The organism is Marinomonas sp. G8-14, from assembly GCF_055808935.1.
The window spans coordinates 4,078,810-4,101,551 of the sequence record NZ_CM147891.1; the positions used below are offsets into that span (position 1 = coordinate 4,078,810).

At 45.6% G+C, this 22,742-nt stretch carries 25 protein-coding genes and 1 tRNA gene; 12 read left to right on the top strand and 14 right to left on the bottom strand.

What is annotated here, in order from left to right; all coding sequences use genetic code 11:
* The first annotated feature begins 44 nt into the window (after positions 1-44).
* Positions 45-659, top strand: coding sequence for a COG3904 family protein (locus tag AC0L6V_RS20900; RefSeq protein ID WP_265220234.1), 615 nt, complete (start codon positions 45-47; stop codon positions 657-659).
* A 19-nt stretch (positions 660-678) separates the two neighbouring features.
* On the top strand, positions 679-954 hold the full coding sequence (locus AC0L6V_RS20905) for a DUF1289 domain-containing protein (protein WP_265220235.1): 276 nt from the start codon (positions 679-681) through the stop codon (positions 952-954).
* A gap of 17 nt (positions 955-971) precedes the next feature.
* Here AC0L6V_RS20905 and radA read toward each other — a convergent pair whose 3' ends face one another.
* The 4 genes from radA to glnK all read right to left on the bottom strand — a co-directional run bounded on the left by radA (position 972) and on the right by glnK (position 5,775).
* Complete coding sequence (radA, locus tag AC0L6V_RS20910; protein ID WP_265220236.1) at positions 972-2,360, bottom strand: DNA repair protein RadA; 1,389 nt, start codon at positions 2,358-2,360, stop codon at positions 972-974.
* Between the two features lie 63 nt (positions 2,361-2,423).
* The gene (locus AC0L6V_RS20915; protein WP_265220237.1) at positions 2,424-3,956 is read right to left on the bottom strand and encodes a carbon-nitrogen hydrolase family protein; all 1,533 of its coding nucleotides are present in this window, start codon (positions 3,954-3,956) and stop codon (positions 2,424-2,426) included.
* A gap of 176 nt (positions 3,957-4,132) precedes the next feature.
* Positions 4,133-5,398, bottom strand: a complete 1,266-nt coding sequence (locus AC0L6V_RS20920; protein WP_111606765.1) for an ammonium transporter — start codon at positions 5,396-5,398, stop codon at positions 4,133-4,135.
* A gap of 38 nt (positions 5,399-5,436) precedes the next feature.
* Positions 5,437-5,775 carry a P-II family nitrogen regulator gene (gene glnK, locus AC0L6V_RS20925; protein WP_012071322.1) on the bottom strand — a complete coding sequence of 113 codons (339 nt, stop codon included), beginning with the start codon at positions 5,773-5,775 and terminating at the stop codon, positions 5,437-5,439.
* 490 nt (positions 5,776-6,265) lie between these two features.
* On the opposite strand from glnK, the gene AC0L6V_RS20930 reads away from it, so the two are divergent.
* Positions 6,266-6,511, top strand: coding sequence for an accessory factor UbiK family protein (locus AC0L6V_RS20930; RefSeq protein WP_265220238.1), 246 nt, complete (start codon positions 6,266-6,268; stop codon positions 6,509-6,511).
* Between the two features lie 55 nt (positions 6,512-6,566).
* On the opposite strand, the gene AC0L6V_RS20935 is transcribed toward AC0L6V_RS20930, so the two are convergent.
* A complete protein-coding gene (locus tag AC0L6V_RS20935; protein ID WP_265220239.1) occupies positions 6,567-6,788 on the bottom strand; it encodes a TIGR02450 family Trp-rich protein in 222 nt (73 codons plus the stop codon).
* 94 nt (positions 6,789-6,882) lie between these two features.
* Between AC0L6V_RS20935 and AC0L6V_RS20940 the strand changes: the two genes are divergently transcribed.
* From AC0L6V_RS20940 to rep, 3 genes are all read left to right on the top strand, one after another.
* On the top strand, positions 6,883-8,394 hold the full coding sequence (locus AC0L6V_RS20940) for a YifB family Mg chelatase-like AAA ATPase (protein WP_418138576.1): 1,512 nt from the start codon (positions 6,883-6,885) through the stop codon (positions 8,392-8,394).
* 228 nt (positions 8,395-8,622) lie between these two features.
* The gene (locus tag AC0L6V_RS20945; protein ID WP_265220240.1) at positions 8,623-9,552 is read left to right on the top strand and encodes a bile acid:sodium symporter family protein; all 930 of its coding nucleotides are present in this window, start codon (positions 8,623-8,625) and stop codon (positions 9,550-9,552) included.
* A gap of 139 nt (positions 9,553-9,691) precedes the next feature.
* Positions 9,692-11,743 (top strand): DNA helicase Rep, encoded by a 2,052-nt coding sequence (gene rep, locus AC0L6V_RS20950; RefSeq protein ID WP_265220241.1) that lies wholly within the window; start codon positions 9,692-9,694, stop codon positions 11,741-11,743.
* Here the strand turns inward: rep and AC0L6V_RS20955 are convergent.
* The gene (locus tag AC0L6V_RS20955) at positions 11,740-12,117 is read right to left on the bottom strand and encodes a c-type cytochrome (protein WP_265220242.1); all 378 of its coding nucleotides are present in this window, start codon (positions 12,115-12,117) and stop codon (positions 11,740-11,742) included. The two genes, rep and AC0L6V_RS20955, sit on opposite strands and share 4 nt — an antisense overlap.
* A gap of 142 nt (positions 12,118-12,259) precedes the next feature.
* Here AC0L6V_RS20955 and AC0L6V_RS20960 point away from each other — a divergent pair, with 142 nt between their 5' ends.
* The 3 genes from AC0L6V_RS20960 to AC0L6V_RS20970 all read left to right on the top strand — a co-directional run bounded on the left by AC0L6V_RS20960 (position 12,260) and on the right by AC0L6V_RS20970 (position 14,102).
* Positions 12,260-12,553 (top strand): putative quinol monooxygenase, encoded by a 294-nt coding sequence (locus AC0L6V_RS20960; protein WP_409419024.1) that lies wholly within the window; start codon positions 12,260-12,262, stop codon positions 12,551-12,553.
* Positions 12,554-12,756: 203 nt separating this feature from the next.
* Positions 12,757-12,833 (top strand) — tRNA-Arg (locus AC0L6V_RS20965).
* Positions 12,834-12,929: 96 nt separating this feature from the next.
* On the top strand, positions 12,930-14,102 hold the full coding sequence (locus AC0L6V_RS20970) for a hypothetical protein (RefSeq protein ID WP_409419025.1): 1,173 nt from the start codon (positions 12,930-12,932) through the stop codon (positions 14,100-14,102).
* A 21-nt stretch (positions 14,103-14,123) separates the two neighbouring features.
* Here the strand turns inward: AC0L6V_RS20970 and nhaR are convergent, their stop codons facing one another.
* A complete protein-coding gene (gene nhaR / locus AC0L6V_RS20975) occupies positions 14,124-15,020 on the bottom strand; it encodes a transcriptional activator NhaR (protein ID WP_409419026.1) in 897 nt (298 codons plus the stop codon).
* A 125-nt stretch (positions 15,021-15,145) separates the two neighbouring features.
* On the opposite strand from nhaR, the gene AC0L6V_RS20980 reads away from it, so the two are divergent.
* From AC0L6V_RS20980 to AC0L6V_RS20990, 3 genes are all read left to right on the top strand, one after another.
* Entirely contained in the window at positions 15,146-15,559 is a 414-nt protein-coding gene (locus AC0L6V_RS20980) for an HPF/RaiA family ribosome-associated protein (protein WP_111607117.1), read from the top strand.
* Between the two features lie 244 nt (positions 15,560-15,803).
* Positions 15,804-16,742, top strand: a complete 939-nt coding sequence (locus tag AC0L6V_RS20985; protein ID WP_409419027.1) for a DUF6933 domain-containing protein — start codon at positions 15,804-15,806, stop codon at positions 16,740-16,742.
* A 36-nt stretch (positions 16,743-16,778) separates the two neighbouring features.
* A complete protein-coding gene (locus AC0L6V_RS20990; protein WP_409419028.1) occupies positions 16,779-16,961 on the top strand; it encodes a helix-turn-helix domain-containing protein in 183 nt (60 codons plus the stop codon).
* 144 nt (positions 16,962-17,105) lie between these two features.
* On the opposite strand, the gene AC0L6V_RS20995 is transcribed toward AC0L6V_RS20990, so the two are convergent.
* The 7 genes from AC0L6V_RS20995 to AC0L6V_RS21025 form a co-directional block, all read right to left on the bottom strand.
* Positions 17,106-17,708 (bottom strand): substrate-binding domain-containing protein, encoded by a 603-nt coding sequence (locus AC0L6V_RS20995; RefSeq protein WP_418138577.1) that lies wholly within the window; start codon positions 17,706-17,708, stop codon positions 17,106-17,108.
* Between the two features lie 16 nt (positions 17,709-17,724).
* Complete coding sequence (locus AC0L6V_RS21000) at positions 17,725-18,141, bottom strand: LacI family DNA-binding transcriptional regulator (protein ID WP_418138578.1); 417 nt, start codon at positions 18,139-18,141, stop codon at positions 17,725-17,727.
* Between the two features lie 74 nt (positions 18,142-18,215).
* The gene (melA, locus tag AC0L6V_RS21005; RefSeq protein ID WP_265220251.1) at positions 18,216-19,625 is read right to left on the bottom strand and encodes an alpha-glucosidase/alpha-galactosidase; all 1,410 of its coding nucleotides are present in this window, start codon (positions 19,623-19,625) and stop codon (positions 18,216-18,218) included.
* Between the two features lie 61 nt (positions 19,626-19,686).
* Positions 19,687-20,991: an ABC transporter substrate-binding protein gene (locus AC0L6V_RS21010; protein WP_265220252.1), complete on the bottom strand. Its 1,305-nt coding sequence runs from the start codon at positions 20,989-20,991 to the stop codon at positions 19,687-19,689.
* A 21-nt stretch (positions 20,992-21,012) separates the two neighbouring features.
* Entirely contained in the window at positions 21,013-21,264 is a 252-nt protein-coding gene (locus AC0L6V_RS21015; RefSeq protein WP_265220253.1) for an ABC transporter permease family protein, read from the bottom strand.
* On the bottom strand, positions 21,236-21,901 hold the full coding sequence (locus tag AC0L6V_RS21020) for a carbohydrate ABC transporter permease (protein WP_265220254.1): 666 nt from the start codon (positions 21,899-21,901) through the stop codon (positions 21,236-21,238). Before AC0L6V_RS21020 ends, AC0L6V_RS21015 begins: the two co-directional genes overlap by 29 nt.
* Positions 21,888-22,592 (bottom strand): carbohydrate ABC transporter permease, encoded by a 705-nt coding sequence (locus tag AC0L6V_RS21025; protein ID WP_418138579.1) that lies wholly within the window; start codon positions 22,590-22,592, stop codon positions 21,888-21,890. The genes AC0L6V_RS21020 and AC0L6V_RS21025 overlap by 14 nt, the downstream gene beginning before the upstream one ends.
* Between the last annotated feature and the right edge of the window lie 150 nt (positions 22,593-22,742).

Sequence of the window (22,742 nt, forward strand, 5' to 3'; positions counted from 1 at the left end):
ATGGTCTACTATTGTGTAGAAACCTTTAAATCACAGGATGGTGTATGACAAATAAGGCTTTTTTAATAAATCGAATAGCATCATGGTTACCGCTGCTGGCCGTGGTGATATTGGTGGGTTGTGCGGCACCAGTCGAGAAGCGTTTAGAGCCACAAGTTGGCAATGTACTAAGTATCGAAGTGGAAGGTAATTCAGCTTATCTATCGGGTGTTTTGGGCCATGATTTGGTGCAACAGTTGAGTGCTCTGGTGCGTGAAAACCCGAATGTGACGGATATCGTATTAGTGGATGTGTCAGGCTCGGTTGATCAGCAAGCGACAATGCAAGGTGCGCGCTTGATTCGGCATCTCGGTTTAAACACCCATATTGCACCAACTGGGTATGTTCTTTCCGGTGGCGTGGATTTATTTTTAGGCGGTGTGGAGAGAAGTATCGGTGCGGGAGCGGGTGTTGGGGTACATGCTTGGTCTGATGGCACAAAAATCGCCGCGACGACACTCAATGTAACGGATCCTATACATGCTACCTATGTGAATTTTTATTTAGAAATGGGCGTACCAGAGCGATTTTATTGGTTTTCATTAGATGCCGCCCCTGCTGACAGAGTGTATTTTTTGTCACCAGAAGAGGTGTATGATTTCCAGCTAGTAACAAAATAGCGTTTGAAGCGAGAGGGTTATGGAGCAAATAGAGTTATTTACCATAGAAAGCCCTTGTCGTGGAGTGTGTGAAAACAGTAAAACGGGCTTTTGTAAAGGTTGTTTGCGCAGCCGAGAAGAGCGCTTTCACTGGTTTTCGTTGACCAATGAAGCACGCCATCATGTACTTGATCTATGCAAACAACGTCGAGCACGTTTAATCAAAGCCCGCCAAGATAGATTGGAAGCTGACACTGCTAAGGCATTACCTTATGGCATGGAAGACGACCCCATCGTCGATCTTTTTGACTCTTAAATGGGGTGCTTCAAGGATTAATTCTCGAAAATCGCATCAAGCGCTTCCGATAAGCGTTCTACGCCAATGACTTTCATGCCTTCAATGGGCTTTTTCGGGCAGTTGGCTTTGGGAACGATGGCTCGTGTGAAACCGTGTTTGGCTGCTTCACTAATACGTTCTTGTCCTGAGGGAACAGGGCGAATCTCCCCCGATAAACCGACTTCCCCAAGTACCACTAAGTCATGGGGTAATACTCTGTCACGGAAGCTAGAGACCACAGCAGCAATAGCCGCGAGATCCGCGCTGGTCTCCAAAACTTTAACACCACCCACTACGTTCAAATACACATCCTGATCGGATGTTAGTAGGCCGCCATGCTTGTGCAATACCGCTAGCAGCATAGCAAGACGATTGTGATCGAATCCCACGGTAACGCGTCTTGGGTTGCCTAGAGCTGAATCATCGACCAGGGCTTGCAGTTCCACCAAAAGAGGCCGAGTGCCTTCCCAAACCACCATCACTAGGCTGCCGGCAGCGGGATGTTTACTGCGGTTCAAGAAAATAGAACTTGGGTTTTTGACTTCTTTTAAGCCATTTTCGAGCATGGCAAACACGCCTAATTCATTCACTGCACCAAAGCGGTTTTTCATACCACGAAGGGTTCGAAAGCGTGAATCTTCTGAGCCTTCTAGCAATACAGAACAATCTACCATGTGTTCAAGAACTTTTGGCCCAGCCAAAGAGCCGTCTTTCGTAACATGACCCACCAGTAATACCGCTGTCTGGGTTTGCTTGGCAAAGCGTGTTAATACCGCCGCGCTTTCACGTACTTGAGAGACACTCCCCGGAGCGGATTCCACGCCATCCAAATGCATGACCTGAATCGAGTCGATTACCATGACTTTGGGTTTGACTTGTTGAGCGATGTTTAAAATCGCTTCAACATTGGTTTCCGACAGCATTTTTAGGTTTTGTGTTGGTAAACCAAGGCGTTGCGCCCGCATGGCGACTTGCTGAAGGGATTCTTCTCCCGTTACATAAAGCGCACTTTGCTGTTGTGCTAGCCAACACATAGTTTGCAGTAATAAGGTACTTTTGCCGGCACCCGGATGTCCCCCAATCAGTACCACACCACCAGGAACCAAGCCACCACCCAATACGCGATCAAACTCATTGGCGCCTGAACTAAAGCGTGGCACATCGCCTAAATCCACGTCAGATAAATTCTGAATACCTGTCACCGCACCAGCGTAACCCTGATAACGTGGATCTTGACTGGCGGAGACGCGGGCAGAGGTCTTACCTGATGTTAAACGGATTTCAGATAGGGAATTCCACGCGCCGCAGGCTTGGCATTGCCCTTGCCATTTTGCGTAGTCGGCGCCGCATTCATTACATACAAAGGCAGTTTTTGCTTTGGCCATGAGAGTCTCTAATACAGTGGAGTGTAGTGATAACGTCCATATTATCACAGGCAAACACGACTTTTATGATTTCGACTGATTCCATATAACCGAATAAAGATCGGTACGACGGTCTTTTAGGTTGTTCACCGAGCCTTCACTGCGTGTCAGTTTCAGTTTGTCCAAATCTAAATCAGAAAACATGATCATTTCGGTATTTGGCGTGGTTTCCGCCATCACCGCATCGTGTGGATAAGAAAAGTCAGACGGTGAGAAAACCGAGCTTTGGGCGTACTGAATATCCAGGTTTTCGACCTGTGGGAGGTTGCCACAGCTACCGCAAATGACCACATAACACTCGTTTTCAATGGCGCGAGCCTGAGCACAACGACGCACACGCAAGTAACCGTTTTTAGTATCGGTCCAGAAGGGAACAAATAAAATGTCCATGTCTTGTGCAGCGAGTAAGCGGCCAAGTTCAGGAAATTCCACATCGTAGCAAATCAAAATACCGACGCGGCCCGCATCAGTGTTGAAAACGCGTAAATCGTTACCGCCTTCGATGACCCAATCACGACGTTCATGGGGGGTAATGTGGATTTTTTTCTGCTCTTCCACGGTACCATCACGACGGCATAGGTAGCTGACGTTATAGACGATTTCGTCTTCGATGACAGGCATAGAACCCGTAATAACGTTGATGTTATAGCTGACCGCAAATTGTGACATTTCATTGATAAAGCGTTCAGTGAAACTGGCTAAAAAGCGAATCGCTTCGGTTTGGTTACCTTGGTCTGGACTCAATCCAATTAAGGGCGCATTGAAAAACTCAGGGAATAAAACAAAGTCACTTTTGTAATCCGATACCGCATCGATAAAGTATTCGACTTGCTTCAATAGCTCATCAACGCTTTCCACTTCACGCATTTGCCATTGAATCGCGCCGATACGAACTTGGGTTTTACGTGAGCGAATGACGTTGGTATCTGGCTCGAAGAAGATGTTTTTCCATTCCAATAAGGTGGCGTAGCCTTGAGACTTTTCATCTTCTGGCATGTAGCGCTTCAATAAACGTGTGACTTGGAAGTCGTTAGACAATTGGAAGGTTAAAATAGGATCGTAAATTTTACGCTCACGAACCGCTTCTAGGTATTCCGCAGCACTCATCTCGTGGGCGTGTTCGTGATAATTGGGAATACGACCGCCCGCTAAGATAGCGCGCAAATTATGCTGACGACACAGTTCTTTTCTGGCTTCGTACAAACGACGGCCAAGACGGTAGCCTCGGTACTCTGGTGCGATTAGGGCGTCTAAGCCATACATGGCATCGCCCATAGGGTCATTTAAAATATTTTCTTTTTGATCAACCAGATCGTCATAGGTATGAGGGTTGCTGAATCGTTGGTAACTAACCTGAACGGACAAAGCAAGACCGACAATTTTGCCATGATCTTCTAAACAAATTTGTCCTTCCGGAAAAACACTGATGAGTTGGTGGATAGTGTGTTTAGGCCAAGCACCGCCAATGTCATGATAGACCTTATCCATCAGTACTTTAATTTCGTCGTAATCATCATTAGTCAGGTTACGAATGGTTAAATGTAAATCGTCGTGCATTGTCGTTCCTTTGGATTTTCATTAACTGTATGACGCTATGATAACGCGTATCGGCGTGAGTAAGTAGTTTTGTAGTCTGTATGAGAAGGGGAAACGTGATTCTAGTTGGCAATAAAAGAGAAAACCCCCGCCAAGGCGAGGGTTTTAATAATACGATTACAGGGGTAGAGAAGAGATTATTTCTTGCTGAATTCAGGGTACGCTTCCATACCACATTCAGAAAGGTCAACACCTTCGTACTCTTCTTCTTCAGTAACGCGAACACCCATGATGGCTTTGATGACCAACCAAACCACTAAGCTTGTTACGAATACCCATACAAAGATGGTTAGTGCACCAGCGATTTGTCCGCCGAATGTGGTTCCATCGTTAGTGAGTGGTACCGCTAGTAAGCCCCAAAGACCCACCACACCGTGAACAGAGATCGCGCCCACTGGATCATCAATTTTAAGCTTGTCTAGGGTCAGGATAGACACAACCACAATCAAGCCACCCACAAGACCGATTAGCGTCGCACCCAATGCAGATGGAGTATCTGGACCTGCAGTGATAGCAACCAAACCTGCCAACGCGCCGTTTAGAAGCATGGTTAGATCGGCTTTACCAAACAGAATACGAGCGAGAATAAGCGCGCCAATTGCACCACCTGCCGCTGCTGCGTTTGTGTTCAAGAACACCATAGCAACCGCGTTTGCGTTAGCGATGTCACCAAGTTTCAGAACAGAACCACCGTTGAAACCGAACCAACCCATCCAAAGGATGAACGTACCTAGCGTTGCTAGTGGTAGGTTAGCACCAGGAATGGCACGAACTTCACCGTTAGGACCATATTTGCCTTTACGAGCACCCAGCACCAATACACCAGCGAGAGCCGCAGAGGCACCAGCCATGTGAACGATACCAGAACCTGCAAAGTCAGTGAAACCTAGGTCGCCAAGGCTGAACATACCGAATACAGAACCGCCGCCCCATGTCCAGTTACCTTCCATTGGGTAGATGAAACCTGTCATCACAACCGCAAAAACTAGGAAGGCCCAAAGCTTCATACGTTCAGCAACGGCACCTGATACGATAGACATGGCTGTTGCAACGAACACCACTTGGAAGAAGAAGTCAGAAGCGCCAGAGTAAATGGAGCCACCTTCAAATCCACCTTCACGGCCTGCGAAGTCTGTTAGCGTTGAAGCAACATCAACGTCTTGAATACCTGTTAGGAACCAGTTGCCACCGTACATGATGGAGTAGCCGCACACTAGGTACATGATGCAAGAAATGGCAAACAGGGCCACGTTCTTAGTAAGAATTTCCGTGGTGTTTTTAGCGCGTACTAAACCCGCTTCCAACATGGCAAATCCGGCTGCCATCCACATAACCAGCGCGCCACACACCAAGAAATAGAAGGTATCCATGGCATATTGTAAGTGAAAAATTTGGTCTTGCATGTTTCGCCCCCCTAAAGGCTTGTATAATTCGAGCAGTCTTAAACTGCTTCTACACCAGTCTCGCCGGTACGAATACGAACCGCTTGTTCAAGGTTAACGATAAAGATCTTACCGTCGCCGATTTTGCCTGTGTTGGCCGCGCCAGTAATGGCTTCAACCACTTGGTCTGTCATTTCGTCTGCAATGGCCAATTCGATTTTTACTTTCGGTAAAAAATCGACGACATATTCAGCGCCGCGGTATAGTTCTGTGTGGCCTTTTTGACGTCCGAAACCTTTCACTTCTGTCACGGTGATACCTTGAACACCGATTTCAGAAAGCGCTTCTCGAACATCATCGAGTTTAAATGGCTTGATGATGGCAGTTATAAGCTTCATACCCACTGTCTCCTTAAAAAGTCAGTTTTATTGTCGTATCGCAGGTATTTAGCTTTATTCAATATGCGTGCCATATATAGACATTCCCATGTAATAAGGGCTTTGTAAGGATTTTGTCGATTTTTTGAAATTAAAAAGAGCACAGTATGACTTGAAATTGTGCGGCATAATGGGGTGTGTTCATCAAATACTGCATTTTATTGGTGCAAATTTTGTCTGATAGCAAGGGGGATTTCATAAGTGACTCTCTATCTTGTTGCTTCTGTTAAAGAAAGAATATTTTGAAAGAGCCCCAATTTTGTGCCTTATTTAGAGGATTCTTGCTCATGGTAAGGCGGTATTTTTTGATTTTATGCACAAAAAAGAGGCAATTAATGGGGGAGTAAACTGACTCAGTCGATTTAAGGAGAAGCCTTGGTAGATAACTTGTTTGCACCTTACTTTGGCTTCTATACTATTGAGCATTATGAAGATGAAAAATGAGAATGACATGATTGATCAATTTATAAAGCAGCTTGGTACCGGTCTGGGGCAAGCCGCTGAGACGTTAGGCAAACTGCCAAAAGAAGAGATTCAAGCACAGTTGCATGAAGTGGCTCGCAATACGTTAAGCAAAATGGACCTTGTTACCCGAGAAGAATTTGAAGTACAGGCTGCGATGCTTGCAAAATACCGTGAGAAACTGGCGGTGCTTGAAGCGCGTTTAAATGAGTTGGAACAGTCGAGTAAAAAATAAAAAAAGGCGCTCATAAGGGTGAGCGCCTTTGTTAAAGCTGAAAGCGAGTAGCTGATCACTTCCAGCCTTGTTGCCAATGGTCCGCTGACGTTAGGTCACGCCAAGGGTGAACGTACTGTTGTTTGTTTATCACCGCCTCAAGCACGCATTCTGTCACAGTCTCTTCGTCGTCTCTTATTAATTGAGTGACGATGAAATGCTTTTCTTTCTGCTGTGGCGACGTGGAGGTCCACTTGGACAAAAGCAGCTTGTTGGGGTTTATTGGGTTTTTTGCCATTAGATCCACTCATTAACCATGTAAAACTTTATACGACATTTGTGATGCGCTGGATTGCTTTTCACAAAAAAAATAATGATATCAAGGAGAGATTATGAGTTTAGCCACTATCTACAGCCGTGCCCGTGTGGGCGTGTCTTCCCCTTTGGTCACCGTGGAAACGCATATTTCCAACGGTCTTCCTGCACTGAATATTGTCGGTTTACCTGAAGCGGCGGTGCGAGAAGCAAAAGACCGTGTGCGCAGCGCCATTATCAATAGCCATTTTGAATGGCCGACGCGCCGCGTCACGATAAACTTAGCGCCCGCGGATTTGCCCAAAGAAGGTGGTCGTTATGATTTGGCCATTGCTATTAGTGTATTGGCCGCATCGGGTCAGCTGGGTGACATAAGCTTACGAGATACTGAGTTTATTGGTGAGTTAGCCCTATCAGGAGAGATTCGCGGGGTCTCTGGTCTCTTGCCATCCGCTATCGCCTGTCACCATGCCAATCGACAATTGATCCTGCCTGACGATAATCAGCAAGAAGCGGCGTTGGTGGAAGGGAATGCTGTGTTTGCTAAACACCTTACTCAAGTAACAGCGCATCTATTAAAACAAACTCAGTTGCCAATTTGCGTATCGAAACCCGCTGAGCCTTTGCCTTTAGATCATAAAGATATGCGTGATGTAAAAGGCCAATACCAAGCAAGACGAGTCCTAGAAGTGGCCGCTGCGGGCGGTCATAACCTATTATTTATTGGGCCCGCAGGCACTGGCAAAACCATGTTAGCGTCACGCTTGCCCAGTATTATGCCAGCCATGACAGAAGCTGAGGCACTTGCTGTGGCGTCTGTCCAGTCGGTAGCGGGACGAAAAATGGGGCTGGATTGGCACTGGTCTGAACGGCCATTCCGCTCGCCGCACCATTCTTGTTCGGCCGCCGCCTTGGTGGGTGGCGGCTCGATTCCTAAGCCGGGTGAAGCCTCCCTAGCCCATTGTGGCGTACTCTTTCTTGATGAGCTGCCCGAATTTGACCGCAAAGTATTGGAAGTGTTGCGAGAGCCATTAGAAAACGGCGAGGTGCATATCTCCCGTGCGCGTGGGCAGATGTCTTTTCCTGCGCGCTTTCAACTGGTGGCCGCAATGAACGCCAGTAACGAAGCTTATAATGGTGGGCAGGACTATTACCAATCCAGCGCCAGCCAAAAATACCTCAAAAAGCTCTCTGCACCGTTTTTGGATCGTATCGACTTACATGTGGAAGTGCCACCTTTACCGTCTGATGTCTTGGTCAATGCCCAAGAAGAAGGCGAGTCTAGTGCCAGTGTACGTGAACGAGTGGAAAGAGCGGTGGCTAGGCAAAGAGTTCGACAAGGCGTACAAAATGCTTTACTGAGTGGGCGTCAACTCGAAGCCATTTGTGCATTAAGCGATGACGATAAGCAATTTATGCAGCACGCCCTAGAAAAACTCAAACTGTCTGCACGGGCCTATCATCGTGTATTAAAAGTGGCTTTGACCTTGGCTGACTTAAATGACTCGCCCGTGACCAGAGCGCATTTAATGGAGTCGTTGAGTTACCGCAAAATGGAAAAAACCTTATCCATGGTTATCTCTTCTTAAATCTTATGACTATTTGAACAGGCAGGACATGACGTTATGCCTTAATTCAGCATGCTGCTGACGGGTTTAGATTCTTTTAGGTGGGCGATAAAAGCTGTTTTAACCTAGGTCATTTGGTTACAATCCTCCTCCCGTTTTGGGACGCATAATAATTAAATAGTGGTTGCGTATTCGTGTTTGCTGAGTTCTTGGCGGCAAGGGCGAATGGCATACGTGGAGTTTTGTATTATGGTAATTCAGCTTTTCCCCCTTTGGGCGTTGTTGCTTTCCGGCGTCGCCTTTTTACAGCCAAGTTTGTTTACTGGCTTGAGTTCTCAGATTGTTCCTTTGTTAACCATCATTATGTTGGCAATGGGTTTGACCTTAAGCCCTGCGGATTTCAAACAAGTATTGAAAAACGGTAAAGCCGTCGGTGTAGGTGTGTTATTGCAATTCTTGGTGATGCCCATTGCGGCGTTTTGTGTAGCCTTTGCTTTTGGCTTTGATACCGAATTGACCGTGGGCATGTTGCTGGTTGGTAGCGTGGCGGGTGGTACGTCATCGAACGTTATGTGTTATCTGGCAAAAGGCGATACCGCCTTGTCGATTTCTATGACGGCGATTTCGACGCTGCTTGGCGTGGTGTTAACGCCATTCCTAGTCTCGCTGATGATAGGGCAAAGTGTCGACGTGCCGGTTGCGTCAATGCTAATGAGCTTGTTCAAAATCGTACTCTTGCCCGTTGCTGGTGGCGTACTGATTAATACCTTCTTCTCGAAGTTTGTCCGCAAAGCCGAACCGATTTTTCCTTATATCTCCATGTTTGCCATCGTGTTGATTATTGCCATTGTCGTGGCTTTGAGTGCTTCGAAGATCGTTCAAGTCGGTATGATCGTCGCCGCTGCGGTGATTTTACATAATGCCATTGGTTTGATCTTAGGCTATTGGGTGACATACTTGCTGGGATTTGATGCGCGTATTTGTCGAACCATCGCTTTCGAAGTAGGCTTGCAAAACTCTGGTTTAGCGGCAGCGCTTGCCGTGAAATTTTTCACACCAATGGCGGCTTTACCTGGCACCATTTTCAGCGTTTGGCACAATATTTCAGGGTCTTTGTTGGCGAGCTATTGGAGCCGTCGACCTGTTGTGGACAATCACCACACAGAGACGTCTAAATAAAATACCTAATTGGTGTTAATGAAAGGGATGCCACTTGAGCGTCCCTTTTTTCACCCGTTGGTTTTTTCTCTCAGTGCGAGACGGGCGATTGTCGGGTACACTTACGGCTGATTTTTAATAGCCAGAGCCTGAGTTTTCCATGAGCGAACCATTACTCTCCATAGCCCAACGTCTGCGTAATCTCAACGAACGTCAATTGGATGCCGTCAAACAAATTGATGGCCCTTTGCTGGTATTGGCAGGCGCTGGCTCCGGAAAAACCAGTGTAATTACGACGAAAATCGCCTATTTGATCCAAACTTGTGGCTTTAAAGCCAATAGCATCATTGCGGTAACCTTTACCAACAAAGCCGCACGTGAAATGAAAGAGCGTGTGGTTGGCATGTTATCAAAGCAAGAAAGCCGAGGTTTGAGTATTTCGACTTTCCATAATTTAGGGTTACGGATTCTTCGCAAAGAATATCGTCGTGCTGGCCTAAAAGAAGGGTTTACCCTATTTGACTCCCAAGACTCGCTCAGTTTGGTCAAAGAGATTCTGGATAAAGAATTCAATGGTCAAATGGACGCAGCGGCGTATTGTCAGAACACCATTTCCAATTGGAAAAACGATTTAACAACACCGCAAGAAGCCATCACCAATGCGGACACAGAAGAGTTTTTGCTTGCCGCACAAGTGTATGTGCAATACCAACGTTATTTACGTGCTTACAATGCGGTGGACTTTGACGATTTAATCTTGTTGCCTGTCAGTCTGTTAATGGCTGACGAGGAGTTGCGAGAGCGTTGGCAGAAAAAGGTACGCTACCTGCTGGTGGATGAGTGCCAAGACACCAACGCCAGTCAGTATGAATTGATTCGCTTATTAGCGGGTTTTCGTCGCTGCTTTACCCTAGTGGGAGATGACGATCAATCCATTTACGCCTGGCGCGGGGCACGCCCAGAAAACTTGGAACGTTTGTCGGTGGATTATCCCAATTTAAAATTGGTCAAACTGGAGCAAAACTATCGTTCCACCAAACGTATCCTCAAAGCCGCCAATACCTTGATTGCCAACAATCCACACATTTACGACAAAGCCTTGTGGAGTGATCACGAAGAGGGCGACCCGATCCGTATCATGGTAACGCGTAACGAAGACGCTGAGTCCGAACGTGTCGCGGCTGAAATACAATCTCGGCACCTACGTCATGATATTCCCTATCGAGATTTTGCCATCCTATACCGTGGTAACCACCAAGCTCGACTATTGGAAATCAAACTGCAAGCTTATCGCATCCCTTATAAGATGAACGGCGGCACGTCTTTTTTCTCCCGCGCCGAAATCAAAGACTTAATGGGCTATTTACGTCTTTTGGTCAACCCATTAGACGACAACGCATTTTTACGCATTGTTAATTTACCGCGTCGAGAAATTGGCCCAGCCACGTTAGAAAAAGTCGGCAACCTTGCCACCGAGCGCGGTATCAGCCTGTTCGAAGCGTCGGGCTATAAAGAGCTAGAAGACAGCATTACTGGGCGCTCATTAAAAAGCTTACAAGATTTTGAACGTTGGCTCTCTACATTGCGTAAGCGTTTAGAAGGCGGTGCGTCGCCTGTGCCTGTGATCGAGCAAATGATCCATGATATGGATTACTACAGTTGGATTCAGGAACAAACCTCATCGACAAAAGCGGCGGAACGCCGTATTGAAAACGTGCGTTTCCTGCTGGACTCTATCCAGCGCATGATGGAATCCGCATGGGAAGAGGACGAAAGCGCAGGCTTGGATCAAGCCATCAGTAAACTGTTATTAATCGACATGTTAGAACGCCAAGAAGAAGAGGAAGACGAAGACAAGGTTCAGCTGTTAACACTGCATGCTTCTAAAGGTCTTGAGTACCCTCACGTTTTCTTAATTGGCTGCGAAGAAGAACTGTTACCGCACAGAAACAGCATTGAAAACGACGACATTGAAGAAGAGCGCCGTTTGGCTTACGTCGGGATCACTCGAGCGAAGAAAACCTTATGCATTACCTTAGCCGCCAAACGCCGTCAATATGGCGAAGAAATCGACTGCATGCCGAGCCGATTCTTAGACGAACTGCCAGAAGAAGATCTTGTTTGGGAAGGGCGCGGTGACGAAGGCGAAAGCGCGAAAAAAGAACGAGGCCTCGCGTCTTTATCGGCCTTAAAAGCCATGCTAAATAGCTAATTGCTTGGGCTATTGTCGATCATGTATTGAATCGCACCACGCAGCTCATCTTCACTGCAATCAAAGCACAAACCTTTTGGTGGCATGGCTTTAAAGCCATTGGTCGCATTTTTTAGTAAAGTATCTATACCTTTTTCAATGCGTGGTTGCCACTCTTCGGCATGACCTATACGTGGCGCCCCTGCAACGCCATTGACATGGCAAGCAATACAATAAGTGTTATAAATCTGCGTCACTGGACGACCAGAATAGGGTTGTGCTGTGGTGTTTGTTTCCTCAGAAGCTTGACCATGTGCGGGCAAGAGCGCGAGTAAACAAACGCCAAACGACAGAGCAAGAGGCCGATAAGAACGCAACAGACGGATAAAAAACACGGTACTTCCTTCTTTCGATTAAGGACTTAACAGTCAAATCATTATACGATAAAACCGTACTGACAGATGACTATTCGGTCATGGTTAGGCAATGACAATACACACGTTGTAAAACAGTCAGGTACTGTAATGGAGAATGACAATGGAAAATGTGCTCACTTTAGTGGCCACCATCACTGCGAAAACAGGTAAAGCGGAGCCCTTAAAAAGTGCTTTATTAAACTTGGTCGCGCCAACTCGAGCTGAAGCCGGGTGTTTGCAATACGATCTACATCAAGATAACCAAGATCCAAATGTCTTTGTGTTTTTAGAGCGTTGGACAGGTTACGACGTCTGGCATGACCACATGGAAAGTGCGCACATCAAAGCCTACATTGCCCTAGCGGATGACTTAGTAAACGAATTTGTCGTCAAAGAAATGCACGCCATTGGCTAATCATGACGAAAACACCATCGGGCAGCGACCACAGACCCGTTCGTCGTCCGAAATCTTAGTGCAAAAGCAGAATATCAACACTTTGGGCTAACATTATTGTATTAAGCACTGGAATCCTGAGGGATTTCCTTTAGAATACGCACTCAAATTTGTTCTGGCCTACTTTGCTCCATGCAAAGATATCCCCGTCAGACAACCCTAATGCGCCCGTAGCTCAGCTGGATAGAGCGTCGCCCTCCGGAGGCGAAGGTCGGAGGTTCAAATCCTCTCGGGCGTACCATTTTTGACCAGTCCTGTGACATTCATTGCTATCTTTTGTCGCTCTTTTCATGTCTAAACTGCTATAAAGACACATCCAAAGGAAGAGGGCAAACAAGTGCTTAAGCAACTCGGTAAAATAAACGGTTATTACCTTGCCATTGTGTTGGCGATTGTTTTTTCGTGGTGGGGCTTGCTTGACAGTAAAGCATCTGACTATGTCTCTTCTTCCTTAGTGCAGGCGTTAAGTGCGTTTGGTTTGGCTAAGTTGTTTAACGCGACGGTATCGGTGTTACAAAGCATCCAAATCAGTGTGTTTGTCAGCTCTGTAACCATTGGTGAGTTATTAGACCCATTTAACGACATGATCGAAGATTTTTCCGGTGTCATGAAGGTCGCAGTGTCGTCGCTTATCTTTCAAAGTATTTTGCTTAAAATCATCTCCACCGTGTATTTTAAAGTCTTTGTGACGTTTTCTGGTTTGCTGTTTGGCTACTTATATTGGTGCAAAAGTCGTTTTGCTGAAGTGGCGTATAAAGTCTTTGTTACTGCCGTGGGGGCGAAGTTTTTATTGGTACTGGTGGTGTTACTGTCAGCGCTGGTTGATGCATCGTTTTTAAGTGATGAAAAGACGCAAACCATGGATAAAATTCAAGTGTATTCGGCTGATATGAATGATGTCACGACGGGGCTAGGGGTTGCATTCGATCTAAAACAATCTTTGGAGAAAGACAAACAAAGTGTGCAAACCAAGCTCAACGAGCAAGAAAAAATGCTGTCCGAGCACAATGGACGATTAGCGGATTTAACGGCCCAAAATGCGTCTCTGAATCGTCAGATATCGGCTCGCAAAGAGACCTTATCTACGTTAGACATTGTCTTTAATAACGACAAAATATTAGCGGATTTACGAGCAGAGCAGAGTCTTTTAGCGAATGAGCGCCATAGCCTTCAGCAGACGATACAAGCCAGCCAAATTAAGATTAGTATGCTACAAGCGTCCATTGATGATTTAGAGAATCTGGATTCAGAAGAGCAAAGTTTTTTTGCTTCTATGAAGCAAAGTGCTTTTGGCCTGAATCATTTTAAAGACAAGGTCAGTGAGTACGTGGGCACGCTCAATGGTCTCGTCAACGATTTCCTTACCTTATTGGCACTGTTTGCGTTTAATACGGTCTTGATTCCTATTTTGTTCCTGTATTTGGGGGCAAAAGGCTTCAAGCTGGTTTGGCAAATGAAACCGTCTGACCTAGTAGAACGAACTAAAAAAAGCGTAAAAGATAGCCTATAAAGTGCGGCTATCTTTGCGTTGTTACTTATGTTTTAACCAGCCTTTTGCCGCGTCTGTGATGGCAACCAGCGCTGGGTTGGAAAGGCGTTGTTCGGTGGCAATGGCGAAGAACTGCTCGCGTATTTCTTCGGTGCTGCCGATGGCTTCCACATGAAACTGCTTAGCCACTTCGTTCGCAATAGCCGATGGCACGATAAACACCCCCGCACCTGCCTGACCAAAGGTTTTCATCAGGGCTCGGTCATCAAATTCCCCCATGATTTTCGGATGAATATGGTGTTTTTCCAGCCATTGTAAGAGTTGAATTTGTATTAACGATTGATCACTGGGAATCAAAAAAGGCGCACCTATTAGGTTCTTTGGAAAATCCGCTTTATCTTGTTCTATTAGGTTTGGTGCCGCCATAAAAGACGTACCACATTCGCCCAAAAAGTGGTTATAGCCACGCACGCCCAAGTGGGGTGGAATGGGACCATCGGCAATAATCAGATCCAGCTTATGCAACGCCAATTCCCCTAATAAACTTTCGAGACTGTTTTCCTTGCAGATAAAGCGTATTGGATCTTCGAGTGCCATAGCGGGTGCCAACAAACGATAAGCGATGGATTTAGGAATAGAATCAGCGATCCCGACCCTGAGTAATTGCGTTCTATCGGTGGATGCGATGCGTACTGATTGCTCCAGCTCACTGCCTAAGGAAAATATCTCATCCGCATAGCTCATCACCATATGACCCGTATCGGTCAACGCGAGGTTGCGGCCTACCTTGCTAAACAGTTCTTTACCCAGTTGCTCTTCTAGTAAGCCGATCTGTCCACTGATGGTTTGCGGGGTAATGTGCAAATGCTCGCTGGCTTTTGTAATGCTGCCTTGTTTTGCCACCATCCAGAAATAGTGCAAATGTTTGAAATTGATCATGTTTCACCAATACTTCGAGAAAAGCTGATTGTTTACATAAATAATTCGATTATATCTTATGAGTTTTTGTGAGTAACGTGAAACTTCCAACATAACTTACTCATTCATGAGTGAAGGAGAACAAGATGAGAATCAAAGTCCAAGCACGTCGTCTAGCGCTGACCAAAAGTTTAAAAGCGTATGTGAAACGTCGTCTTAATTTTGCCTTGAATTCCCGTTATGACAATATTCAACGAGTGACCGTGACGCTTACCGATGTCAACGGTCCGAAAGGTGGTGAAGACAAGCACTGCCAAGTTCTGGTCAAACTCAATGGCCAAAAAGAAGTGGTAATAAGCGAGCAACAAGCCGATTTGTATTCGGCCATAGACAGCGCTGCTAGCCGTACAAGCCGAACGGTGACACGACGCATTGAACGACTACAACACAAAGCCACGCGATTAAAAGCCGCTTTTCATAAGATGAGACCGCAGAAGAAAATGCCGCGAGACATTTATGAAGAATACGAAAATGAATACGGTTACTACCAACATGCTTGAGTAACAATCTCGATTCCCTGAACTGATAAGTAACAACCGCTTTAGGCGAACCAATTAATCGGTTCGCCTTTTTTTATTCTCCAGAGCAGGGCATTCCATTAGGCTCACAGCATGACTAAGGAGACATACCGACAAAAAACGCTGTTTTTAACGAAAGTCCAATGAGCTTTTGTCCTTATGTGGCAAAATAACAGGTAGTTGATAAGAATGTATTCCCTACCAATCGCATGACCGGAGGCCTCTAATGTGGGTATTTAACTGTACGAAAGCCGCGATGGAGTGTTTTACTACCACGGTAAAAGGCGAAAAGCGCACCTGTGTCGCAACGCCACCGCACAAGACCATTGCTGAATCCATCGAACAGGCCAGAGATGGTGTGGTGTTTCCTGATCGGTTAGGGCTAACCAAGGCATACGACACAGAGTGGCATTGGTTAGTACACTGTATATCGGTGAAACGGCAAAAATACTTGCTGGTGATGGACTACAACACACGTTATTGCATGACTATGTTAGCGCCCAAAAAAGGGGACGTAGCCAGTTTTTTAAACGATTTTGAAGGGCATTTGTACCTGAATATTATGGGCATTACCGCCCCCCATAATATGAACGTAGAAGAGATTGCTGAATCCTTAGAAGCGTGCCATCAAAGAGGTAACAATGCGCTATTTTATCAACGCAACGATCGCAGCGCGCAAGCTCATATGAATGATGTGTCCTGGTATTTGCAGCGTCATTGTTACGAAGACTTCATGCTCGAAGAGGAAGAGGACTTACTTGACTTCAACCTTTATACCGGTGAAATACCCCGTCATGCGAAAGGCCAAAAAGGTCACTTCTATCCTGTTCAAGCTTTTTTACTGCAATGGCTCAATGCCTATTCTTCTGATCCAGAAAAAACCATCACACCGAACTTGTTGGAAGTGAAAAATTACGTTCAACACTTCTCATTAGGCAATATGGTAGAAGACTTGGATGACAACGCCGCCGACGCCGCCCTTGCTGAATTACTCAAGTCCTTGCCAGTTGGTGTTGCTCATCTGGGGGAAGGCGAACGGAATCAAAAGAATGCCAAGCCTACAAACACCAACTCTAAAAACGCCAAATCCAGCTCTGAGAAGATCAAAGACGTTAAACACAAAGACAATGTCATCGACTTCTCTGTGTATCAGAAGAAGCATTAAATCGGCTAATGTGTTTGTTATATAGCAACTTTTTATATGTCAGTAGCGGTTTTGGATGGCAGAATGGCCGATCGAGAAGAAATCGGCGAGAAAATTTGTGCCGCACGCAAAGCGATGAAGAAAACGCAAAAGCAGATCGCAGGGCAGGCAGGTATTCATAAATCGACCTTGTCATTGATCGAAAATGGCCACTTCACCGGGTCGTTAGATATTCAGTAACGTTACCCAGATGCGGTCGGTTTAACTCTAGGTTTAACACTATATGTGGCGCCTAAAAACATCGATTACCCCAATGGGATGAGATAGAAACCCTATTTGCGGAGGATGATTGATGTCTGCTGAAACGTCTTTTTATTCTGCTTTTTATGTTGTTAGCTTCGAACCACAAGAGTCTCTCACAATCAACTGAGATTCAATTCTATGATGCTTTGCCGATGTGCTACCGTTTAACTGCTCTATCAACATGGCCACCGATTTCTGACCATGTTCTTCTGGGAAGGTTTTTATGGTGGTGAGAGCAACCAGGGCGAAGTTGGCCAATGGAATGTCATCATAGCCAACAATGGCGATGTCTTCTGGGACTCTTAAGCCATTATCGAATAAAGCCTTCATGACACCAAATGCAACGGTGTCATTACCAACAAAAATCGCGCTGAAGGGGATGTTTTTTTGCAGTAAACGCAAGCAGGCTTGGTATCCACTGTCGGCACTTAAGTTGGCAAATTCTTTGACAGCGTATTGTTCCAGACCGGCTTCTTCTAGAGCACTTAACCAACCTCTTTCTCGAGAATGCACACTGGCAAAAGCAGAGGATGCGAAGCCAATATGAGCAATTTTTTTATGACCGAGTTGGATAAGATGGTTAACGGCTAGTTTTGCATTGACAAAGTTATTACTGCCGGTTGTACTGAATTCGTATCCCGTTGCAATGCTACGTGATGGGCTGCCAAAGGCAACAAGAGGCATGAATAAACGATTGATCTCAGAGAGCCTCTCTATAATCGCCTTCTCTAGGGTTCACGACAATCAAGCCATCCACTCGACCACTTTTTGCCAATCTTCGATAGTTTTGTGACGCTTCGCCATCGGTAGATTCGATTAATAATTTCATGTTTTGCGCGCGAGATTCTTCCGCTACAGAAGCGACAACACGAGCCAAGAAGGCATCCACATAAAGATGTTGAATATCGGGTAGCACGAGTCCTATGGTGGCTGACGAGCCAGAAGCAAGAGATTGGGCTGCCGCATTAGGTTCATAACCCAGTTCTGCTGCCGCATTGAGTACTTTGGTGCGAGTTGCTTCGCTGATGCCAGACTTTTTAACATTGTTCAATACAAAGGATACGGTGGTTCGAGAGACGCCGGCAAGTCTAGCCACCTCGATACTGGTTGGTTTCATATCGGTATCCTAAATAAGCGCCACTCGATGCTTATTATTTTTGAGTAAAGAGTAGCGCAAAAGTTACAGTTAGGTTAATGGTAAAAGTAGTCGGGTAGGTAGTCCCGATGTGCTTCCATTAATTCATCCACCATAGCACGTATTTGTTTTATATCGAGCACGGAACTGGTGTGAGGATCTAACATGGCAGCATGATAAATATGATCTCTATTCTGCTCTAAAACGGCGTTTACCACCATTTCTTGTACACCCACATTGGTTCGCATTAGGGCGGCAAGTTGAACAGGTAAATGGCCAACACGCGTTGGAGTCACGCCATTATGATCGACTAAGCAAGCGAGTTCAACGGCACAACCCTCAGGTAGGTTCTCAATGAGTTTATCATTGATAACGTTGCCGTAAATTACGCTTGGCTCTCCCGTCACCATGGAATTGATAATGGTACTACCGTATTCAACGGAGCGTTTGATTTCTGATAGGCCAGAAAGCATGTGCGCTGCATTATCAATTTCTCGTGACATCACCTTGATATTTTTTGCTTTCAGCTGATCTTTCAGCATCGCTGTGGATTGTGATCCTGGGTGACGTAATTCTTCTTCGATAAAAGGCCACGCTACCTCATAGACTTGGCATCGGCCTGGGTATTCGTCGAGTGGAATATGGAAGTCAGTAAGCAAATCTTCACGTCCGGGTTTAATAAACCATGGCACATATTCGGCAAAGTGTTCACTGGATTCTGTGGGGAAATAGCCGAATTGTTGCATTACCTCATAGCGAACACGGTTCCAATCTGGCATTGTATTTTGCTTGGCCAGCTCTTTTAATTTGGGGTATAGATCTTCACCCTTGTGCTCTAATTTTGTATAGAACGCCATATGGTTAATGCCAGCACACTGAAACGCTATGTCATTCACTGGAATGCCAAGATCTTGAGACAGTTCATATGCTGTGTGCTGTACGCTGTGACATAAGCCAACGGTTTTGACTTTGTCGCTTGCTTTGTTTAAAGCCCAAGTAATCATTGCCATTGGGTTTACATAGTTGAGATGGATGACCTTATCACTACTGACTTCTTCCATATCTTTTATCATCTCTAACATGACTGGGATCGTGCGCAGTCCTCGCATGATGCCTCCGATGCCTAGTGTATCGCCAATCGTCTGTTCAAGACCGTATTTTTTGGGGATATCAAAGTCGCGCACTGTCGCTGGTTTGTAGCCACCCACTTGAATGGTGCTAAGGACAAAATCGGCGTCTTTTAAGGCAATGCGACGATTTTTTTCGGTACTAACGTCGGGTTTAATATCAAGCATATCAGCCAATCTATGTGCTACGGCTAAAGAGAGATCCAAGCGATGCTCGTCAATGTCATGCAACACAATTTTGGCATGTTTAAGGGCTGGCAAAGACCAGATGTCGCCCAATAGGTTTCGAGTAAAAACGGTACTACCCGCTCCAATAAGTACAATTTTAGGAGAAAGCATTATGTCTATCCTTTAGTCAGTGGCCATTCACGTAAAAAGAGTCTGGCCAGATTAATTGTTGTTATTTGCTGTAACGGAGAACTTTTTTGTTGGCATCTGAAAGGGCTTTTTGTGCACTTTCTTTGCCGAGTAAAATTGATTGAATGGCGCTTTCCATCGTGCTATCGATACGTGCACCATTTTTCGCAATCGGAGGAAGATAGGTTTCAGATTGCGACATGGTCAGAAAGGCAGACGAGTCGATATTGCGTTGCATTTGGGCACCAACAGCTTTTTCCGCCATGCCTTTAATGGCAGGGAAGACCACACCTTTTGACGCAACGACGCTTTGGCATTCAGCGGATCCCAAATATTTCACCCATTGCCATGCTTCTTCTTTGTGCTGAGAGCCGCTCCAAATAGAATCGGCAAGGCCGTTAAACATGGTGGCGCGTTTACCTGATGGGCCTTTAGGCAGAGGAACCCAGTGATACTTACTTTTCACATTGTTATCGAAGTAAGTAATCATCCATGAACCTTGAGGAATAATGGCGGCTTTGCCTGCGACAAACATAGAGTCTGAACCAAGAGACTGAGTGTTTTTAAAATCGGCAGAAAGGCCTTTTTTAGACAGTCCAGCAAGATAATCCAAGGTGTCAACAAGGGATTTGTCATCGTAATAAAATTGGCTTCCCCAAGGTTTGTCTTGGAATTTAAAGCCATTTGAAACAGCAAAATAACTCCATTCTGTTTGTCCTAACATGCCGCCAGCACCAGGGTTTTGGTAGCCATAAACCGCCACATTATTGGGGTCAAATTTATCTGAGGTTGCATTGTTGCCATTTTTATCCAGTGTCAGTTTGCGAACAATTTGTTCGAAACTGCCACCGTCTTGCGGGTTCCATGTCATCAAATTTAGCTCATCTAAGGTCACCCCCGCTTTTTCGGCCATGTCCATATTGACGATCATGGCAATGGTGTCCCAGTCTTTGGGTAAGCCAAATTGTTTGCCGTCTTTGCCCCACACCTCGTAAAGGCCGTCTGTGTAGATACTGGGGTCCAGTTTGTCACGCTCGATATAGCTAGATAGGTCCACAAGTTGGTTGTTTTTCACAAACTCAGGGTACTTTGCCAAATGATCTGTGAACACATCGGGCGCAGTACCAGAAACAAAGCCAGTAGAGAGTGCCGTCCAATAATCATCCCAACCCGATTGGGTGATTTTGACACTGATGTTCGGATGCTTCGCGCTAAAATCCGTAGCGCACTGTTGGTAAGCTGGGAGCTGGTTAGAATCCCAAAGTACATATTTTATTTCCACCGCTTGGGCAGCACTTGCACTGACCGCTATGGCAAGAGAAGTGAATGCAAGACGTTGTATTTTCATGGTATATCTCCTTTGTTATTTTTATTTACCGCCAGTAAACTGGACAGATTCGACGATACGACGACCAAAAAAGAACAACATGATGATGGTCGGAATAGTGGCAATGACGGTGGCTGCCATTAAACCGCCCCAATCAGGTTGACCTTGAGGGGTTTGGGATTTGAATGACTGCAGGGCAACGGGTAAGGTCTTCATGCTGTCATCGGTCGCAATGAGAAAAGGCCAGAGAAACTCATTCCACATATTAATGGTGGTTAAAGTGGCCACCGTCATTAATGAAATTCCAACTGAGTGGCAGGGCAATTTTGAAAAAAATCATGAACGAGTTTGCGCCATCAAGTTGCGCGGCTTCTTCGATATCTTTGGGTAAAGAAATAAAGAACTGTCGTAAAAAGAATACGGCGAAACCGTGCATTAAGAAGAAGGGTGCCACCATACCAAGCATGGAATTCAGTAACCCTAAATCTCTCATTAAGACGAAATTTGGGATCAAGGTAACCACACTGGGGATCATCATAGAGGCAACAAAAGCACCAAAGAGTAGCCTGCTGCCATAAAAGGGAATTCGGGCAAAAGCGTAAGCGGCCAACGCGCAATTAAAGGTTTGCACAATGACAATAATACCCGTAAAAATGACCGAGTTAATCATTGACGTTGTGATGTTTATATTCGCACCAGAACCGCCAGCGGCGATGGATTCCTCAGTACTCAATAGGCCAAAAATCTTTTTATAATTAGACGTCGTTGGATTGTCAGGCAAGAGCTGTGTCGATGTTGTATACAGCTCTTCCGCTGGCACAAAGGATGTCTTTGCCACAAACAGTAATGGAAAGATGGTCACCACCAACATGGTGATTAAGATCAACCAAGCGACGCAACGTGCAGGGGTAATTTTTTTAATTAAGATCACTTTCGGAAGCCCTCATAATGTGCATTTGAAGAAGAGTGTAAGCCAGCATAATCATGCATAAGGTGACTGACATCGCAGAGGCATAGCCCATTTTGTAAAAGCTAAAAGCGTTTTGAACTATGTAGTAGACAATGACTCTGGTTGAGTCGAGAGGGCCTCCTGCCGTGGTAACCGCAATGGTATCGAAGATCTGGAATGATCCTGTGACACTGGTGACTAAGACAAATACCATCACAGGCCTTAACAGCGGCAAGGTGATTTTGCGGAACATTTGAAATTCCGTGACCCCTTCCAAAGATGCCGATTCATAGAGGTATTTCGGAATCGTCTGTAGGCCAGCTAAAAAGAGCATGGCGCACAATCCCATATGACGCCAAATGTTAATGGCGGCGACCGATATAAGAGCTTGATCTGGATCACCAAGATAGGCTTGAGGTGCTAAACCAAAGAAAGAAATTAGACTGTTCACAATCCCTAGAATCGGATCTAACATCCACAGCCAGACTAATGCCACTAAAACATTGGAGAGTAAATACGGCAGTAAGATAGCGGCTTTGACAAAAAGAGATTTGGTCAAACGATCCATGGCGACCGCTAAAAACAATCCCAGCATAATTTGCAAAGGAATATTGAGCAGCACGTAGTAAGCGGAGAGTTTTAAACCATTCCAAAACTGATCGTCCTCGAGCATGTCGACATAGTTGTCGAGTTCCCAACATAATATGGCTCACTCAGTAAATTCCAGTCGGTTAGACTTATGCCTACAGCCCGACCAGCAGGCCATGCATAAAAAAGCAAAAAGCCAATCAAAGCAGGAAAAATAAACAGGTACCCAAAAAGC

Bases quoted from the DNA above. Each gene is read 5' to 3' on its own strand.
- AC0L6V_RS20900 (WP_265220234.1), top strand. From the start codon at position 45: ATGACAAATAAGGCTTTTTTAATAAATCGAATAGCATCATGGTTACCG.
- AC0L6V_RS20935 (WP_265220239.1), bottom strand. From the start codon at position 6,788: ATGGCAAAAAACCCAATAAACCCCAACAAGCTGCTTTTGTCCAAGTGG.
- glnK (WP_012071322.1), bottom strand. From the start codon at position 5,775: ATGAAGCTTATAACTGCCATCATCAAGCCATTTAAACTCGATGATGTT.
- AC0L6V_RS21010 (WP_265220252.1), bottom strand. From the start codon at position 20,991: ATGAAAATACAACGTCTTGCATTCACTTCTCTTGCCATAGCGGTCAGT.
- AC0L6V_RS20945 (WP_265220240.1), top strand. From the start codon at position 8,623: ATGGTAATTCAGCTTTTCCCCCTTTGGGCGTTGTTGCTTTCCGGCGTC.
- nhaR (WP_409419026.1), bottom strand. From the start codon at position 15,020: ATGATCAATTTCAAACATTTGCACTATTTCTGGATGGTGGCAAAACAA.
- AC0L6V_RS20990 (WP_409419028.1), top strand. From the start codon at position 16,779: ATGTCAGTAGCGGTTTTGGATGGCAGAATGGCCGATCGAGAAGAAATC.
- AC0L6V_RS20980 (WP_111607117.1), top strand. From the start codon at position 15,146: ATGAGAATCAAAGTCCAAGCACGTCGTCTAGCGCTGACCAAAAGTTTA.
- radA (WP_265220236.1), bottom strand. From the start codon at position 2,360: ATGGCCAAAGCAAAAACTGCCTTTGTATGTAATGAATGCGGCGCCGAC.
- melA (WP_265220251.1), bottom strand. From the start codon at position 19,625: ATGCTTTCTCCTAAAATTGTACTTATTGGAGCGGGTAGTACCGTTTTT.
- AC0L6V_RS20995 (WP_418138577.1), bottom strand. From the start codon at position 17,708: ATGCCTCTTGTTGCCTTTGGCAGCCCATCACGTAGCATTGCAACGGGA.
- AC0L6V_RS20940 (WP_418138576.1), top strand. From the start codon at position 6,883: ATGAGTTTAGCCACTATCTACAGCCGTGCCCGTGTGGGCGTGTCTTCC.
- AC0L6V_RS21015 (WP_265220253.1), bottom strand. From the start codon at position 21,264: ATGACGGTGGCCACTTTAACCACCATTAATATGTGGAATGAGTTTCTC.
- AC0L6V_RS21000 (WP_418138578.1), bottom strand. From the start codon at position 18,141: ATGAAACCAACCAGTATCGAGGTGGCTAGACTTGCCGGCGTCTCTCGA.
- AC0L6V_RS20960 (WP_409419024.1), top strand. From the start codon at position 12,260: ATGGAAAATGTGCTCACTTTAGTGGCCACCATCACTGCGAAAACAGGT.
- AC0L6V_RS20985 (WP_409419027.1), top strand. From the start codon at position 15,804: ATGTGGGTATTTAACTGTACGAAAGCCGCGATGGAGTGTTTTACTACC.
- AC0L6V_RS20920 (WP_111606765.1), bottom strand. From the start codon at position 5,398: ATGCAAGACCAAATTTTTCACTTACAATATGCCATGGATACCTTCTAT.
- AC0L6V_RS20915 (WP_265220237.1), bottom strand. From the start codon at position 3,956: ATGCACGACGATTTACATTTAACCATTCGTAACCTGACTAATGATGAT.
- rep (WP_265220241.1), top strand. From the start codon at position 9,692: ATGAGCGAACCATTACTCTCCATAGCCCAACGTCTGCGTAATCTCAAC.
- AC0L6V_RS20930 (WP_265220238.1), top strand. From the start codon at position 6,266: ATGATTGATCAATTTATAAAGCAGCTTGGTACCGGTCTGGGGCAAGCC.
- AC0L6V_RS20905 (WP_265220235.1), top strand. From the start codon at position 679: ATGGAGCAAATAGAGTTATTTACCATAGAAAGCCCTTGTCGTGGAGTG.
- AC0L6V_RS21025 (WP_418138579.1), bottom strand. From the start codon at position 22,592: ATGCTCGAGGACGATCAGTTTTGGAATGGTTTAAAACTCTCCGCTTAC.